Source organism: Acinetobacter sp. ACZLY 512, assembly GCF_023614015.1.
Taxonomy (GTDB): domain Bacteria; phylum Pseudomonadota; class Gammaproteobacteria; order Pseudomonadales; family Moraxellaceae; genus Acinetobacter; species Acinetobacter soli.
This window is the reverse complement of the sequence record NZ_JAKIVI010000005.1, coordinates 164,539-179,222: the sequence shown is the minus strand read 5'-3', so window position 1 is coordinate 179,222 and position 14,684 is coordinate 164,539. Positions and strand designations below refer to the sequence as shown.

Here is a 14,684-nt window from a genome sequence, read left to right as displayed (position 1 = left end):
GGTTCAATCGAGACAATTTACAGGATTTTGCTACAAGGCGTATCGTTCTGGGGAGACCATGTAAAAAGCTCCCCAAAAATGGAGAGCTTATGAAGAAAAGCAGCGTGTATTAAGGTTTGATCATAGCCCGTTGAATGGCTTTCACCTCTTCGCGGCTTAAGTAACGGTAGAAGCTTGCGCCAAGAAATGCACCAATAAACCAGTTAAACGGCGCGAGATGTTGTAGCGCAGGCACCAGTGTAAATACTAAGCCAATCACGACAGCAGGAATCAGCGCACAAACTGCTTTTGGATTCACACCTTTTTTATACCAGTATTGTCCCGTGCTCTTGTCATTGAATAACTCATCGACCATTACCTGCTGTTTTTTTACAAAATAAAAATCTGCAATCAAGATACCAAAGAGCGGGCCAATAAATGCGGCCAGCACATCTAAGGTGTAATGAATCAGCTCGGGTGAGTTAAACAAATTCCATGGAGTAATGAGTACCGAGCCTAAGGCGGCAATCATCCCTGCACCACGAAAGCTCAGTTTTTGTGGGAAAATATTAGAAAAATCGAATCCGGCAGACACAAAGTTCGCCACAATATTAATGCCAATAGTGGCTGTAAGTACTGTAATCAGGCCCAATACCACGGCCACCGTGCTGTCAATCATGGCAACGGTTTCCAGCGGATCGGTCACCATTTTGCCAAATACGCTGTAGGTCGCCGAGACAGTAACCACGGTGATCAGAGAGAAGAAAATGAAGTTAAATGGCAAACCCCAGAAATTGCCTTTTTTCACTTGTTGCATGTTTTGGCCATAACGGGCGAAATCCCCAAAATTAAGAAGTGGCCCAGAAAAATAAGAAACCACCAATGCAATGGCTACAAATGTTTGGGTAATTTGCTGACCAGTCGTGAGATTTTTTTCGCTTAAACTAAATGAGATATTGCTCCAGCCTGCTTTATAGACCAGATACGCTGCCAAAATAAACATTACCACGTATACCAGCGGGCCTGCCCAGTCGATAAATACCCGAATGGCATTCATGCCTTTCCAAAATACTAAAGCCTGTAATACCCACATAAAGCCAAAACAGATCCAGCCAATGCTACTTAAGCCAGCAAAGCTATTCAGTGTGAGGGGTTGCAGACTTGGAAAAAATTTGAGCAAAATGAGCATGAGCGCATTCGATGCCAACCAAGTTTGAATACCGTACCAAGAAATGGCAATTAACCCTCGAATCAATGCCGGGATATTGGCACCATAGACCCCAAAGGCTTGTCGGGAAATGACGGCATACGGTACGCCTGACACTTGGCTTGGCTTAGCAACCAAATTGGCGCAGATCTGAACGATCACAATACCCACAATTAATGCCAGAAAAACCTGCCAGCTTGCCAGTCCGAGTGCAAACAGACTGGCTGCAACAATATAGCCACCCATACTGTGTACGTCGGCCATCCAGAATGAAAAAATGTTATACCACGACCAGTTTTGTTTAGCGGGTGCCAAATCTTCATTGGTCAATTTTGGACTGTAATTTGAATTGTCTGTCATAGTGCTACATCATGCGGATGAACTGTTCAGACCAGTCATGCAGGATTCACGCCAATTACATCATGTCATCATCAAAAAATAATGGAAGTGATGATTTTATTGAGGATGTCTTGTGTCTTTTAAAATTTACATGCGAGAATCGGGCAATATCTCGAGCAAAATGGAAGAGCATCGTGCGCAAAAATGAAGCAATAAATACACGCATTCAAGTGATTAATCCGAATACATGTGAAGAAATGACGCACTCTATAGGTCTCGCCGCTGAGCAAGTGGCCGCAGCTTCTACCCAGATTATTGCGCAAAATCCAAAAACAGGCGTGCCGTCCATTGAGGGGCACTACGATGAGGCGATTTCGGCCATTGGCGTACTCGATTTAATTCGAGAAGGGCGCGAGCAGGGGGTGCATGGGCACATTATTGCCTGTTTCGGTGATCCTGCATTACATGCTGCACGTGAGCTGGCAAAAGCTCCTGTAATTGGTATTGCCGAAGCGGCGTTTCATATGGCGACTTTGGTTTCGACGAAATTTTCGATTGTCACCACCTTGTCACGTACCCGAATTATTGCCGAGCATTTATTGCAACAATATGGCTTTGAAGGGCACTGTGCCAAAATTCGCTGTATCGATTTGCCAGTTCTCGCCCTAGAAAATGACAAGGAATATGCCTATATCAAACTGCTCGAAAGCTGTCAGCAGGCCAAAATGCAAGACGGAATTGGCGCCATTGTGCTGGGCTGTGGTGGTATGGCCGAAATGGCCGATCGTGTGAGTCAAGAAATTGGCATTCCGATTATCGATGGTGTGCGTTCTGCGGTGAAACTAATTGAAGGTTTACATGGTATGGGAATTCAGACCAGCAAATGGGGTGATTACGATTATCCATTATCGAAATAACCCCAAAACTGAGCAACCTGCTTATTTGGCCTGATCTAGCACGGTATTCAAACTTGCGGCATCCATCGCACCGGCAAGACGTTCGCCGTTTTTCAAAAACATTGTCGGTGTGCCCGAAATATTCAGCTTTTCACCCAAGGCCAGATTCTTCTGGATAGGCGTTGCGCACTGTGCAGAGGCGGTCGGTGCTTGATCGCGGATTAGGTAATCTTGCCATGCCTGATACGGATTTTTTGAGCACCAGATTTGAGCTGCAATCTTTTCGGCATTTGGATGCAAGCTTTTTAATGGATAGAGAAAGGTATAAATGGTCACATTGTCGATTTGACTCAGCTCTTTTTCAAGGCGTTTGCAGTATGGACAATCAGGATCGCTAAAAACATACAGCACCCGTTTGCCATTGCCTTTGACATGTTTGATGGCCTGATTTAAAGGCAAATCTGCCACGTTGATTTTATTGGCCTGCTGCATACGCTCTGCGGTGAGGTTGCGCTGATTTTTCGGATCAACCAAGTTACCGACCAAAAAGTACTGGGCATCGTCACTGGTATAAACAATTTGACCCTGCGTCAATACTTCGTAAATAGCTTTGACGGGCGTCGGGGTGACCGAGCTGACCGCAATATCTGGATAATTCTTTTTTAAATTTTGTTGTACCGTGTTTACATCGGCATGTGCCAAACCCATGCCCGCTAAACTTAAAACCAATGTATGAAGCCAAAGTTTCATAAAAATTCCAAACAAAAATGCTTTAAGCATAATGCCGAAATAATGGCGTAGTTTTGGTTACAAAATGTGATTAATGCAGCGCTAAGGTATAAAAAACAAAGACTCAAACACCGACGCCGGTATTTGAGCCCTTTATGCTTTGCTTTAGCTTTGTGGGCGTGCAACGTCACCACTTAAATGTGCAGGTAATTCATGTAGCTCAACTGCTGCTTGTTCTAATACTGTTGGCTTGGCCACCACCAGAGCGGTAAAGCCTGTGGCTGTGCCGATACTGTTGACCACCTCAACATCTGCATGCAGTTGCTGACCTGCGGCAGGTACATCACCTTGACCTGCCACCAAGTGTAACCAGCGCTTAGGTTTGGCTTTAAACCAGAGGCGGGCAACCACTTCCTGACCTAAATAACAGCCTTTGTCGTAGTCCACACCAAGGCGCTGATGCAAGCGTAACTCTTGCGGTTGAAACACATGCTCGGTGGCCTGAGAAATCCATGCTTGACCCGACTCAATGGCCGCAAGCTGCCAAGCGGCAACATCTGTCTCGGCATTTGAAAATACGGTCGTAGTGTCTTGAATGGTAGGGAAAACCGGGCCAAGTGTGTCCAGTTTCATTTTAGAAAATGCACCGTACTTTTTGATGTGCTTGGCAAATTCTTCACCCTGATCGTGTGTGGTGACCAAAATAAACTCTTCAGGGTTCAACTTGGTGATCCATAGACCGAAATGAATACGGCCTTTTAAATCGCAAATTCCGGTATAGCGGGTGGTGTTTTCGGCTAAGCGTTCGACATGCAATAACACTTGGCCTTGCAAAAATTTTTGTGCATCGACACCAATCAATGAAAATGCAGTAAAAGCGACATCGCTCATAAAACTTCTAACCTGAGTTCTATAAAAATATGCTAACTATTCTGCGCTATTTCATCAAAAAAATCAGCTTTTACAGATTGTTTGTGTCTCATCTGTTTCTAAATAAGAGCAGTTTTACACCCCAATTGACAGTTAAAAATGTGCTTGATATGGTGCGCAGCCAGTTTCCAGTAAAAGACACACCAGCTTTATGCGCTCAGGCTTTATTTATAATCCGCCCCAACATCCACTCGATATTATCTTTGAAGATCATGACCTGATTGTGGTGGATAAACCTGCGGGATTATTGTCGGTGATGGGCCGTCTGCCTGAGCATCAAGACAGTGCGTATTTACGTGTGCTGACGATGTATCCAGAGGCGAGAGTGACACATCGACTGGATATGGCCACCTCGGGCTTACTCATGTTTGCCAAGCATCGTGATGCAGAAGTGGCTATGAGCAAACTCTTTCAATTGCGCCGAATCAAAAAAGAATACACTGCGTTGGTACAAGGATGCCCCGACGCCCAAGGCTGTATCGAAGCACCACTCATCACCGATTGGCCAAACCGCCCCAAGCAGAAAATTGATTTTGAAACGGGTAAATCTGCCAAAACCCTATATGCGCGTCTGGAATATTGTGCTGCTACTCAGCAAAGCCGTATGCGGCTTGAACCCGTCACTGGGCGTTCGCATCAGCTCCGTGTGCATCTCATGCATATTGGTCATCCGATTCTGGGCGACAAACTGTACCATCCGCAACCGCAGAATTTTGCACTTGGTCGTATGGCACTACACGCCACACGTCTTAGTTTGATTCATCCGATCACAGGTTTAGCGCTCGAATTGAGTTCGACTGTGCCGTTTTAATTCTGGTATATGCTCTGGATACCATGACATAAAATTGAGTAATAAAACGTATCCGACGCTAAAATTGACATAAAAGTAAGCTAAGCTAAAAACAGACTTTTGCACCATCACAACAAGGATAAAAGAATGAGCCGAAATTACGAATTATTTCCAGACGACGACAATGGCAATGTGCTCTGGCAGATGGTTGAAGATGGCAATGACCTGAAAGAGCCACACGAGTTTGAATTTTCGATTGTATTTAAAGAGCAGGCCGATCTTGAAAAATGCGCAATACATTTGTTGCACCAAGAACAAAAAGTGTCTTTTTTTCAAGAAGATCAGCATATTGAAGGCTCAGATTTATGGGTGCTCAACATTCATGTCACCATGATTCCAGAATATGAAGATATTGAAGATCTAGAGCAGTGGTTTACGCGTATCGGGCAGGAATTTAACGGCGATTACGACGGCTGGGGCTGCATGAGCTACTTGTACGAATACGAAGAAGACGACGAACAGCTTCATAATTAAGCAGTCGGATGTTCATTCGTATTTCAAACCTATGCTTCTGTTTTATGCTGAGTCATAAGACTTTACCAGTATCATGTAGTAAAAGGAGATATTGGCACACTCAATGAAAACGCTTAAATATCTTCTTATACTTCTGGTGCTGGTTATTCTGGGGTATGTGGTTGCATCGCCGTATTGGGTGGTTTATCAAATCCAGAATGCTGTGCAAAAAAATGATGCACAGACGCTATCTCGCTATATCGATTTTCCGAGCGTTCAGACACATTTAAAAGAACGCATCCACATTCGTTTGGGTGATTTGCAAGATCAACAAAATGGCCCTGCAAATGCTTTAGGTGCCTTGGTGGCATCAAGCTTAATGGATCGATTGGTCGAAGTTGCGCTGACTCCCGAGGGTATGATGTTGCTGTTACAAGGCAAAGCACTGAAAGAACGCTTTGAGCGTTCGTACCTTGAGCAAAATTTGAATCAAGATATGCATTCTAACCCCGAATCGGATGCCCCCAAAGCGACCACTGCTGAAGAACAACCTGCTATGCGCTACTCGGGCCATTACGAAGCTTGGAATGCTTTTGAAGTCACGCTACAAACCCAGCAAGATAAAGAAGTCCAGTTTATATTGCACCGCTCGGGATGGTCTTGGAAACTGGTCGATATCAAAATTCCGTTTTAACAAGGCATCCAGATTTTTAAAAACAGCGCATTCACGGCATAATACAGCTTTTCGAGTTTTTTATGTCTTTACCGCATTGTCCCAAGTGTCAGTCAGAATATACCTATCAAGAGAATGACTTATTGATTTGCCCAGAATGTGCCTATGAGTGGAAAGAAGGGGAAAGTGCACCATCCGATGAAAATGAAACCATTAAAGATGCGCATGGAAATATTCTGGCAGATGGCGATCTCGTCACAGTAATGAAAGATCTAAAAATTAAAGGGTCATCATCTGTGGTCAAAGTGGGGACCAAAGTCAAAAATATTCGTTTGGTTGCAGGCTCGTCCGATGGCCATAATATCGATTGTAAAATTGAAGGTATTGGACAAATCAAGCTCAAATCCGAGTTTGTAAAAAAAGCATAATATTAAAAAGGGAGTATTTTTTACTCCCTTTTTTAGTGAGGATCTATGGCATTTTCAGATGTTTACCGCGTGGGGGCACATGCGGTGATTACCAATCGCACAGGTCAAGTGTTATTGCTCAAAGCCACTTATGGCGATTTTGCATGGGGCTTACCGGGTGGTGGGATCGACCCTGATGAAACCATTTTAGAAGGTTTAAAGCGCGAATGCCGTGAAGAACTTGGTGTCGAGATTGAGGTTGAAGCACTCACGGGTGTTTATTTGCATGCTGAAATTAACGCGCATGTAAGTATTTTTCGTTGTCATATAGATGCCGCGGCCGACATTATCTTGAGTCATGAGCATTCCGATTTTGCTTACCATGATCTTGAGCAATTGAGTGCTGTTCAGCGCCAGCGCGTAGAAGACTGTATTTACTTTAGTGGAGAGGTGATTTTTCGTAAATTTTAATCATAATGTTTGATGTCTGCTCTTAATAAAACCGACAAATCTTCGTAATAAAATGTATAAAAAACAATCTACCCAAGTTGCTTGAAGTGTCTTATATTGATTGAACAATAAATCAACAAGCAAAATTACAAATACGAGGCAAGGAGATATGGCGGGTTGGTATGAACTGAGTCAGGCAAATGATGGTCAATATCGTTTTGTGCTTAAAGCAGGCAATGGTGAAATTATTTTGACTAGCGAGCTTTATAAGGCTAAGGCATCGGCAGAAAATGGTATTGCATCGGTACAAAAAAATAGCCCAGATGATGCACGCTATGATCGCTTAACAGCAAAAAATGGTAAACCTTATTTCAATTTAAAAGCAGCCAATCATCAAATTATAGGCAGCAGCCAGTTTTATGCTTCTGAAGCTTCACGTGATAAAGGCATTGAATCGGTTAAAAATAATGGCACCAGTATAACAGTGAAAGATTTGACGCTGTGAAGGGATGTGAATGAATATAAGAAGTATTGTGCATGATGTTTGATTGATGCGTTTCAATACTTCTTTACTTAATTGGTAGGCTATAATTACCTAATAAGTATAATTTTTTGGAATTGATTTGAAGAGTTTGTTACTTGCTATTGTCCGATTTGGTTTTCTAGCTGTACTTCTGATTACTTTTTTTCGGATCAATCTAGCAGATGATTTAAACACTCGATTTCCTAAAGAAAATTGGATGGAAATTACAGGAACATTCGAACAAAATCATTCTAGATATGGAGCTGGTTTATTTATAAATGGTCAGATTACTTCATATGAAGACTATGGTTCTGATGTAAAACTAAAAATAATTTCTTCGCAACAATTTAAAACGTTAGCAGCAAAATTGCATAATGAGAAAATCATATTGTCGGGTAAGAGATTAGATAACAAGTTCTATCCTGTGAGAGTAGCCAATCAATGGAATCAAGAATACGATAGTGCCTCTACTGAAATTCTAAAAAAACAACTGTATCAGTCGCAAGTTTATGCTTCGAAGGAAGCGAAAATATGGAGTTATCTTGCAACTATTTGGGGAGCCATTTTATTCTTTCTTGAATTTTGTAAGAGGAAGAGGTCTGTTTCAAATAACTAAAGTTATTTAGATAAAAATATTTAAATACGATGTTTTAACTAGCGTAACTTGGTTTAGAAACTTATAGAACTTCTTGAGTCTAAAAATGTGACTCAGGTTGAGCTTGCGCGTTGTTTAAAGAAACCTCAATCTTATCTATCTAAAGTTGAAATTTTAGAAAGGCGTGTAAAAGAAATACGAAATATAATTTTATATAAGGTGAGTTTATATGGGACAGTTGAAAGAGTGTAAAGTAAGAAAAAGTACGGTAACTAAGCTGTCATTCAATGATCATGAACACTCACCCGATTCAGTTTTTAAATCATGGTTGAACTCTAATTTTCTTTTTATTGAAGAAAATCAAACAGTCAGAATTAAAGGACTTAGACCACCACAATTAGGTGGAATTTTTGCTGCACTTGGCTATGAAAGATCTGATGAAAGAAATGCAGCAACAATCGTTATGCCAACAGGTACAGGAAAAACTGAAACAATTCTATCGATTGTTGTAGCAGGAAAGTTTAAAAAAACTCTTGTTATTGTTCCATCTGATGCATTACGAGAGCAGACCAAAACTAAGTTTGTTGAACTTGGTTTATTAAGAGAGTTAGGTCTAGTTACGAATGATATTCTTAATCCAGTAGTCTCAACTATCAAACATGGGATTACTAACACGGAAGAATTATCCAAAATATTAAATGCTAATGTTTTAATAGCATCTGCGGCTTCATTATCAAAATTTTCAAAAGAATTTTTTGATAAGCTTACTAGTGAATGTACACATTTAATAGTTGACGAGGCTCATCATGTAACGGCTTCAACTTGGGCAAGGATTAAATCACAATTTAGAGATAAATCAGTCTTTCAATTTACAGCCACTCCATTCCGAAGTGATGGTTCAAGGGTAGAAGGAAAAATAATATTCAATTACCCTTTAAAACGGGCACAAGAGGAAGGATATTTCAAACCTATCATTTTTCATCCTGTACGAGAATTTGTTGAAGAAAAATCAGATGAGGCGATAGCTAAGCAAGCTATATTGTTATTAAGAGAAGATTTAGAAAATGGGTTAGATCACATAGTTATGGCTAGAGCTTCATCTATGAAGCGAGCTAAAGATATCTTCAGTATATATTCGAAAGAAACAGATCTTAAACCTGTATTAATAGATAGTAAAACTAAGAAGAAAGCAGAAGTTCTTAAAGCAATTAGAAATAGAGAACATAAGATCATCGTATGTGTAAATATGCTTGGAGAGGGATTCGATCTTCCTCAGTTGAAAATTTCAGCCATACATGATCCCCATAAAAGTATCAATGTAATGCTTCAATTTACGGGTAGATTTACAAGAACGACTAAGAATGTTGGTGATGCCAAGTTTATTGCAAATATTGCCAATCCTAGTGTCAATGAAAGTTTGGAAGAACTTTATAAAGAAGATTCAGACTGGAATACAGTAATTAGCAGTATTAGCTCTAGAAAAATTAAAAATGAAAAAGAGTATCAAGCATTTCGAGAGGAATTTTCTGAACCTAGTAAATTATTAGATTTGGGATTAACTCCGAGTATAAGTACGACTATTTATAAAATGAAGTTTGCTAAATGGAAGCCAGAGCGGTTTAGTGAGTTTGGGAATAAACAGTTTCAGATCGTAGATTCAGTAATTAATGACGAACAAGATACATTGATTTTTTCTGTTAAGTCTTATCTACCTGTAGGCTGGACAAGTTCTAAGGAGCTTTTTGATGAATCATGGGATTTATATATTGCTTTCTATGATAAGGATACAGATTTACTTTTTATCCATTCCTCTTCGAAAGATGGATTGGTTAAGAGATTAATGCAAATAATCGCGGAAGATGCTGTACAGGTCAAAGGTGAATATATATTTAGAGCGTTAGCTCATTTAAAAAGATTAAAGCTCCAAAACGTTGGTCTGAATAAAAAAAAGAAGGGGCTACGTTATTCCATGCATACGGGAACAGAAATTAATGATCAAATTCCTGACATAGAGGCAAATAGAGCAACTAAATCGAATATTTTTGGTAAAGGGTATGAAAATGGTCAGCTTGTAAGTATTGGCTGTTCATATAAAGGTAAAATTTGGGCAATGGATAGTGATTCTTTAGACCAATGGGTAGCATGGTGCAAAGGAGTGGGTACTAAAATACTAGACGATACTATTAATACAAATGATGTTATGAAAACAGCCATGCAAACTGAAGAGTTGGAGGAATTCCCAAATATTCAGGTGCTTGCTGTTGAATGGCCAATAGAGATTCTTCGAAAAAATGAATCGAAAATAATTGTTAAAACAACTAAATGGGAAGAGTCATTAATAAATTGTGAGCTAATTTTTAGTGATGAGCAGAATGTAGATATGAAAGAGCTTCAGTTCTGTTTAAGCACACAATATGGGCTTAGTAAAATCTCCATGAGGGTTAAAAGCCGTGGAGAAGTAGTCTTCCATTCAGAAGATAGTCTGGAGATTAAAATAGGCGAACAATTATATTCAATTGCTGAGTTCTTTGAGGAAAATCCTCCGACACTCTTTTTGAGAGATACTTCAATAATCGATGGTGGTTTTAGATATTACTCTAATGATAATTATGCTTACAAATATGACATTAATAATACAGAAGACTGGTGCTGGCAGGGTGTTGATATATCCGTCGAATCACAAACAGAAAGTAAGCTAAAGCATTCAATTCAATATTCTACGATTAACAAAGTTATGAATGACTATGATTTTGTTTTTGATGATGATGGAGCAGGTGAAATTGCTGATATCGTCGCAATAAAGAACATTGATGATAATAAACTAATCATAGACTTATTCCATTGTAAATATTGTTCTAAAAAAGATGGAGTAGCTAAACCAGGTGCGAGAATTGATGATGTATACCAAGTTGTAGGGCAAGCAGAAAAAAGTGTTAAGTGGTTTGCAGATAAAGAAAGATTAATTTTGCGTTTAATGGAAAGAGAACGAGATCGTTTGAGCCAAGGTAAAGCTTCTAGAATCGATAAAGGAAAGTTCGAGGACTTAATCAACTTAGCAAAAATTGCAAGGTATGCTGACTTTCAGCTAGGTATTGCTATTGTTCAACCTGCAATTTCCAAAAAGAAGATTTCTGATGATCAATTGACTGTGATTGGTGCTACGGCTGCATATATAGATGAAATTAGTGGTGTAAAGTTACGAGTAATAATTAACCAATAATATTTTTTAGCTCAATTATTTTATTATTAACGGATTGATTGGTGACCAAAAAAATTGTCACCAATCTAACTCAAAGGTATCTATAAAATTAGTGGCTATTCAATAATTGATTTAAAATCTATGTAAGTTATTATAAATTAAATAAAATTTTAATATTTGGTGTGTGATGCAATATTCAAAAGAGTTTTCTGCCAAAGAGTTTTTAAGAGATAGAAGACCAGAAGAGTTTTCTAGCTCTATTGTAGTTGAATCTGGAACATTGGATCGGATTCAGTTAGAGCATTATCTAGCTACACTTAATATACGTAGCCAAGAACTAGAATTTGAAACATTTGCAAAAAAAATATGTGAAAAGATTATTTGTCCAAATCTTTTGGAGCAAACAGGACCTGTTGCTGGTGGTGATGGAAAAACAGATACTCAAACATTTCCTGTATCATCACAGAACCAATTATTGTGGTATGAGGGGGTGAATGAGGGAGCTCACAAGGAGCGTTGGGCGTTTGCTGTAAGCACCCAAAAAGATTGGAAATCCAAGTGTAAAAAAGATGTTAAAAAAATTATCGAAACAGATAGAGGCTATTTAAAAATATTTTGTATAACCAATCAATCAATTAAAGCTGATCAAAGAAGCAAACTAGAAGATGAATTTAATAAGCAATATTCAATAGATATACGTATTTTGGATTTAAGTTGGATATTAGATCAAATTTATAAGAATCAGTTAGAGTTTCTAGCAATTGCTACACTAAGTATTCCTACATCTTATAAACGGGAAATTGAGTTAAGTGCTGATGATTATCAGAAACAAAAAGAATTAGATAGACTTAATAAGCTCATTAAAGAAACAGTGGATCCATCTAAGATTTCATTGGAGCAAGTAGATTATTTCCTAGAGGTAGCTATTTTGAGTAAGGAATTAGAATTAGCTATAATTAATACTCAGGGTCTATTTGATAGGGCTATACGAGTTGCCAAGAAGTTCGGCACATCGAATCAACAATTAGAAGCTTATTATCAGTATGCTTGGGCTGCTCATTGGTGGTTTGAAGATTATTCAATATTTGAGGATAACTTAGAACTAACCTTTGAAAGTCTCAATGGTAATACAAACTCAGAAAGTTGGGAAAAGCTAGTAAATTTATTAACAATTTACTATGGAAGATATAGTTACTCAGACGATATACAGCGTAATGTAGATATAGACAATATTTGTCAACATACCATCAGCGTATTGGATGAGATATCAAAAGATGAAAGTCGTCCAAGTAATTCATTGATGGCATCTATTCACTTAGATTTATTACAATTAATTTTTAAATTCCAAGATGATGAATATTGCAAAGAATTATTAATAAGAACTCTGAAAAATTGTCAATTAGGAAGTAATTTAATAGGTTTCCCTTTTGAGAAATTTTTTAATCTATTTAAACAGTTAGATATAATTTTTGATAAATATGAAGAATATGAAGAACTTTTAGATTATTTCACTGAGCAAGCAGGTTTAAGACTTAGTGAGGTCAAAACAGCGGAATTGCAACTTAACCGTGGTTTAAAGCGGTTAAAAGATAATAAGCCTTATCTAGCGATTAAATTTTTAGGTAAAGCTTTTGCAGGTTTAAATAAAAAAGAAACATATGATGAAATGGCTTATGCAAATTTATTATTATCTGAAGCATATTCAGAAGTTGGTCTTAAATGGGCAAGTAGAGGAAGTTTATTATTTTCAGCATCCCTTCTAGCGAATTATTTTCATAAAGAACAATTGATTTTACCCTCAGCTATAAAAGTGTATTGGCAACTTGCATGGAAAGAGTTGGAGTTGGGAAGGATTCCCCAATCCTTACATTGGGCAGAATTAGCCTTCTTAAGTTCAAATGCTATTGATGATAATTATATTAGTCAAGATAAAATAATCATTTTTGATGGTTGTATTGTACATTTATTATTAAATTGTTCATTGGAACAAATTAAAGAATTCGAATATTTACCTGATTTTCTAGATAAGCTTGATTTTTTCTCTTCATATGGAGTCTTAATCTACCTTTTAGGTTATGAAGATAAATTCAAAGAAGAGTTTGAAGTTTCAGATATTGATGATCATGAAAGTACTCTTATATTGATAAGAGATGCAGATATTGAGCATCCTACATCCAAAATTTTACCGACATTAGGAAAGTCCAATGTTTATACAACAAAAGTAGCAGGATGTGAGTTTAAAGTTCATTTCCCAAATCGCTCTCCTTATATTGAATTATCAGAATCTATTTTGACTACAATCGAAAACTTTTTTTCGACAAATCCAATTGAGAATATTCTTACAAAAATTAGCTCGTTAAGCATGAATATTATCGGGGACGATGATGAAAATTGCACCATAACACATCAGTTTAATAAATCTCCGAAAGGATGGGGTGTAGATATTTTCTGTTCTTCATTTCAATGGGAGTATTTAGATCAAAATAGGCAAAAGATATTTTTTGAATGGTCTGTCCAATTCATAATAGAATGTTTGGTTAAGGTCTATCATATTCCTGATATTGATAATTTTTTAGAATCATCTTTTAAAAATGACTTATCAATTACAAGATCAATTGCTTTTAGTACATGTTTTGGTGCGATTTATAATGTTATGGGAAGAGATGCTCATAAAAATTTCGTAGATTGCCTTAATGGTAATAAAGGAACTAGATTCGAACTAATTAGAAAATTACCATGGGATGAGAAAAATCCTAAAAATATACAAAATGAAGTTAAAAAAATCCAGATGGGAGATCATAAAAAAACTCCTGATTTTGGAAATTTAGAATCTATAAGTCATGATCAAATTGCTGTAACGACTTTGATTAAACCTGAATTATGGGATGAGGCAGCATGGCATGGTTTAGCTTTCATGTGTTTTGAAAATAAACCTCCTGTTATTCTTTTAATTTTTAAAAAAGAAGGGGGAGAGGATGTCTTCATGGACTTATATGAGAATTTAGGTCAGGTTGATAGCTTAGAAAGACTGAGATTCTCCATAATAAGAGGGGTGTCTAAAGAAGAACCTTATAATTATAGGGTTTTACTTGCGGAAAATATTATGGCTAATGATCAACATAAATTAATTACTATGTGTAGTCGTATTCATGAGATGACACCGCCTACAGATCGGAATTGGAGTAATTTTGAAAAGGAATATAAAAAGTATGGCTCATATAGTTTAAGTTTTGGTGCATTTTTTAATGGTCAATTTTACCCATATCCAGAGTTTGAAAAATATTTAATTAAGAAAAAGGAACTTGTAATTAAAAATGCTTGGGAAGTTGGTATTAATGATATTGAAAGAATAGTTTTAAGGCATGATGATGAGCCTTTAATTCCAGAAGAAGCTGAATATATTCCCTATTTTGAAAATTTTAATAAATAATACTATGTGTATGACACCTGTCAT

13 protein-coding genes are annotated in these 14,684 nt (G+C 37.8%); 10 read left to right on the top strand and 3 right to left on the bottom strand.

Annotated elements, in window-relative coordinates:
• Positions 1 to 109: 109 nt before the first annotated feature.
• Positions 110 to 1,546 (bottom strand): NCS1 family nucleobase:cation symporter-1, encoded by a 1,437-nt coding sequence (locus L2096_RS07860; RefSeq protein WP_004934974.1) that lies wholly within the window; start codon positions 1,544 to 1,546, stop codon positions 110 to 112.
• A gap of 173 nt (positions 1,547 to 1,719) precedes the next feature.
• On the opposite strand from L2096_RS07860, the gene L2096_RS07855 reads away from it, so the two are divergent.
• The gene (locus tag L2096_RS07855) at positions 1,720 to 2,442 is read left to right on the top strand and encodes an aspartate/glutamate racemase family protein (protein WP_081407809.1); all 723 of its coding nucleotides are present in this window, start codon (positions 1,720 to 1,722) and stop codon (positions 2,440 to 2,442) included.
• Positions 2,443 to 2,463: 21 nt separating this feature from the next.
• Here the strand turns inward: L2096_RS07855 and L2096_RS07850 are convergent, their stop codons facing one another.
• Together L2096_RS07850 and ygfZ are read right to left on the bottom strand one after the other, a co-directional pair.
• Positions 2,464 to 3,171, bottom strand: coding sequence for a DsbC family protein (locus L2096_RS07850; RefSeq protein WP_250365190.1), 708 nt, complete (start codon positions 3,169 to 3,171; stop codon positions 2,464 to 2,466).
• Between the two features lie 144 nt (positions 3,172 to 3,315).
• Positions 3,316 to 4,041 (bottom strand): CAF17-like 4Fe-4S cluster assembly/insertion protein YgfZ, encoded by a 726-nt coding sequence (gene ygfZ, locus L2096_RS07845; RefSeq protein ID WP_076032982.1) that lies wholly within the window; start codon positions 4,039 to 4,041, stop codon positions 3,316 to 3,318.
• A 190-nt stretch (positions 4,042 to 4,231) separates the two neighbouring features.
• Between ygfZ and L2096_RS07840 the strand changes: the two genes are divergently transcribed.
• The 9 genes from L2096_RS07840 to L2096_RS07800 all read left to right on the top strand — a co-directional run bounded on the left by L2096_RS07840 (position 4,232) and on the right by L2096_RS07800 (position 14,660).
• Positions 4,232 to 4,891, top strand: a complete 660-nt coding sequence (locus tag L2096_RS07840; RefSeq protein ID WP_004945544.1) for a pseudouridine synthase — start codon at positions 4,232 to 4,234, stop codon at positions 4,889 to 4,891.
• A gap of 126 nt (positions 4,892 to 5,017) precedes the next feature.
• Positions 5,018 to 5,404, top strand: a complete 387-nt coding sequence (locus tag L2096_RS07835; RefSeq protein ID WP_119025401.1) for a ribonuclease E inhibitor RraB — start codon at positions 5,018 to 5,020, stop codon at positions 5,402 to 5,404.
• Positions 5,405 to 5,507: 103 nt separating this feature from the next.
• Positions 5,508 to 6,077 (top strand): DUF2939 domain-containing protein, encoded by a 570-nt coding sequence (locus tag L2096_RS07830; RefSeq protein ID WP_119025400.1) that lies wholly within the window; start codon positions 5,508 to 5,510, stop codon positions 6,075 to 6,077.
• A gap of 62 nt (positions 6,078 to 6,139) precedes the next feature.
• The gene (locus tag L2096_RS07825) at positions 6,140 to 6,484 is read left to right on the top strand and encodes a zinc ribbon domain-containing protein YjdM (RefSeq protein WP_055415800.1); all 345 of its coding nucleotides are present in this window, start codon (positions 6,140 to 6,142) and stop codon (positions 6,482 to 6,484) included.
• A gap of 45 nt (positions 6,485 to 6,529) precedes the next feature.
• Positions 6,530 to 6,934, top strand: a complete 405-nt coding sequence (locus L2096_RS07820; protein WP_004934999.1) for an NUDIX hydrolase — start codon at positions 6,530 to 6,532, stop codon at positions 6,932 to 6,934.
• A gap of 148 nt (positions 6,935 to 7,082) precedes the next feature.
• Positions 7,083 to 7,418: a YegP family protein gene (locus L2096_RS07815; protein WP_250365189.1), complete on the top strand. Its 336-nt coding sequence runs from the start codon at positions 7,083 to 7,085 to the stop codon at positions 7,416 to 7,418.
• A 118-nt stretch (positions 7,419 to 7,536) separates the two neighbouring features.
• Positions 7,537 to 8,052, top strand: a complete 516-nt coding sequence (locus L2096_RS07810; protein ID WP_250365188.1) for a hypothetical protein — start codon at positions 7,537 to 7,539, stop codon at positions 8,050 to 8,052.
• A gap of 208 nt (positions 8,053 to 8,260) precedes the next feature.
• Positions 8,261 to 11,251, top strand: coding sequence for a DEAD/DEAH box helicase (locus L2096_RS07805; protein ID WP_250365187.1), 2,991 nt, complete (start codon positions 8,261 to 8,263; stop codon positions 11,249 to 11,251).
• A gap of 166 nt (positions 11,252 to 11,417) precedes the next feature.
• Complete coding sequence (locus L2096_RS07800) at positions 11,418 to 14,660, top strand: hypothetical protein (protein WP_250365186.1); 3,243 nt, start codon at positions 11,418 to 11,420, stop codon at positions 14,658 to 14,660.
• Positions 14,661 to 14,684 lie beyond the last annotated feature (24 nt).

Bases quoted from the DNA above. Each gene is read 5' to 3' on its own strand.
- L2096_RS07800 (WP_250365186.1), top strand. From the start codon at position 11,418: ATGCAATATTCAAAAGAGTTTTCTGCCAAAGAGTTTTTAAGAGATAGA.
- L2096_RS07820 (WP_004934999.1), top strand. From the start codon at position 6,530: ATGGCATTTTCAGATGTTTACCGCGTGGGGGCACATGCGGTGATTACC.
- L2096_RS07805 (WP_250365187.1), top strand. From the start codon at position 8,261: ATGGGACAGTTGAAAGAGTGTAAAGTAAGAAAAAGTACGGTAACTAAG.
- L2096_RS07860 (WP_004934974.1), bottom strand. From the start codon at position 1,546: ATGACAGACAATTCAAATTACAGTCCAAAATTGACCAATGAAGATTTG.
- L2096_RS07825 (WP_055415800.1), top strand. From the start codon at position 6,140: ATGTCTTTACCGCATTGTCCCAAGTGTCAGTCAGAATATACCTATCAA.
- L2096_RS07830 (WP_119025400.1), top strand. From the start codon at position 5,508: ATGAAAACGCTTAAATATCTTCTTATACTTCTGGTGCTGGTTATTCTG.
- L2096_RS07815 (WP_250365189.1), top strand. From the start codon at position 7,083: ATGGCGGGTTGGTATGAACTGAGTCAGGCAAATGATGGTCAATATCGT.
- ygfZ (WP_076032982.1), bottom strand. From the start codon at position 4,041: ATGAGCGATGTCGCTTTTACTGCATTTTCATTGATTGGTGTCGATGCA.
- L2096_RS07835 (WP_119025401.1), top strand. From the start codon at position 5,018: ATGAGCCGAAATTACGAATTATTTCCAGACGACGACAATGGCAATGTG.
- L2096_RS07840 (WP_004945544.1), top strand. From the start codon at position 4,232: ATGCGCTCAGGCTTTATTTATAATCCGCCCCAACATCCACTCGATATT.
- L2096_RS07850 (WP_250365190.1), bottom strand. From the start codon at position 3,171: ATGAAACTTTGGCTTCATACATTGGTTTTAAGTTTAGCGGGCATGGGT.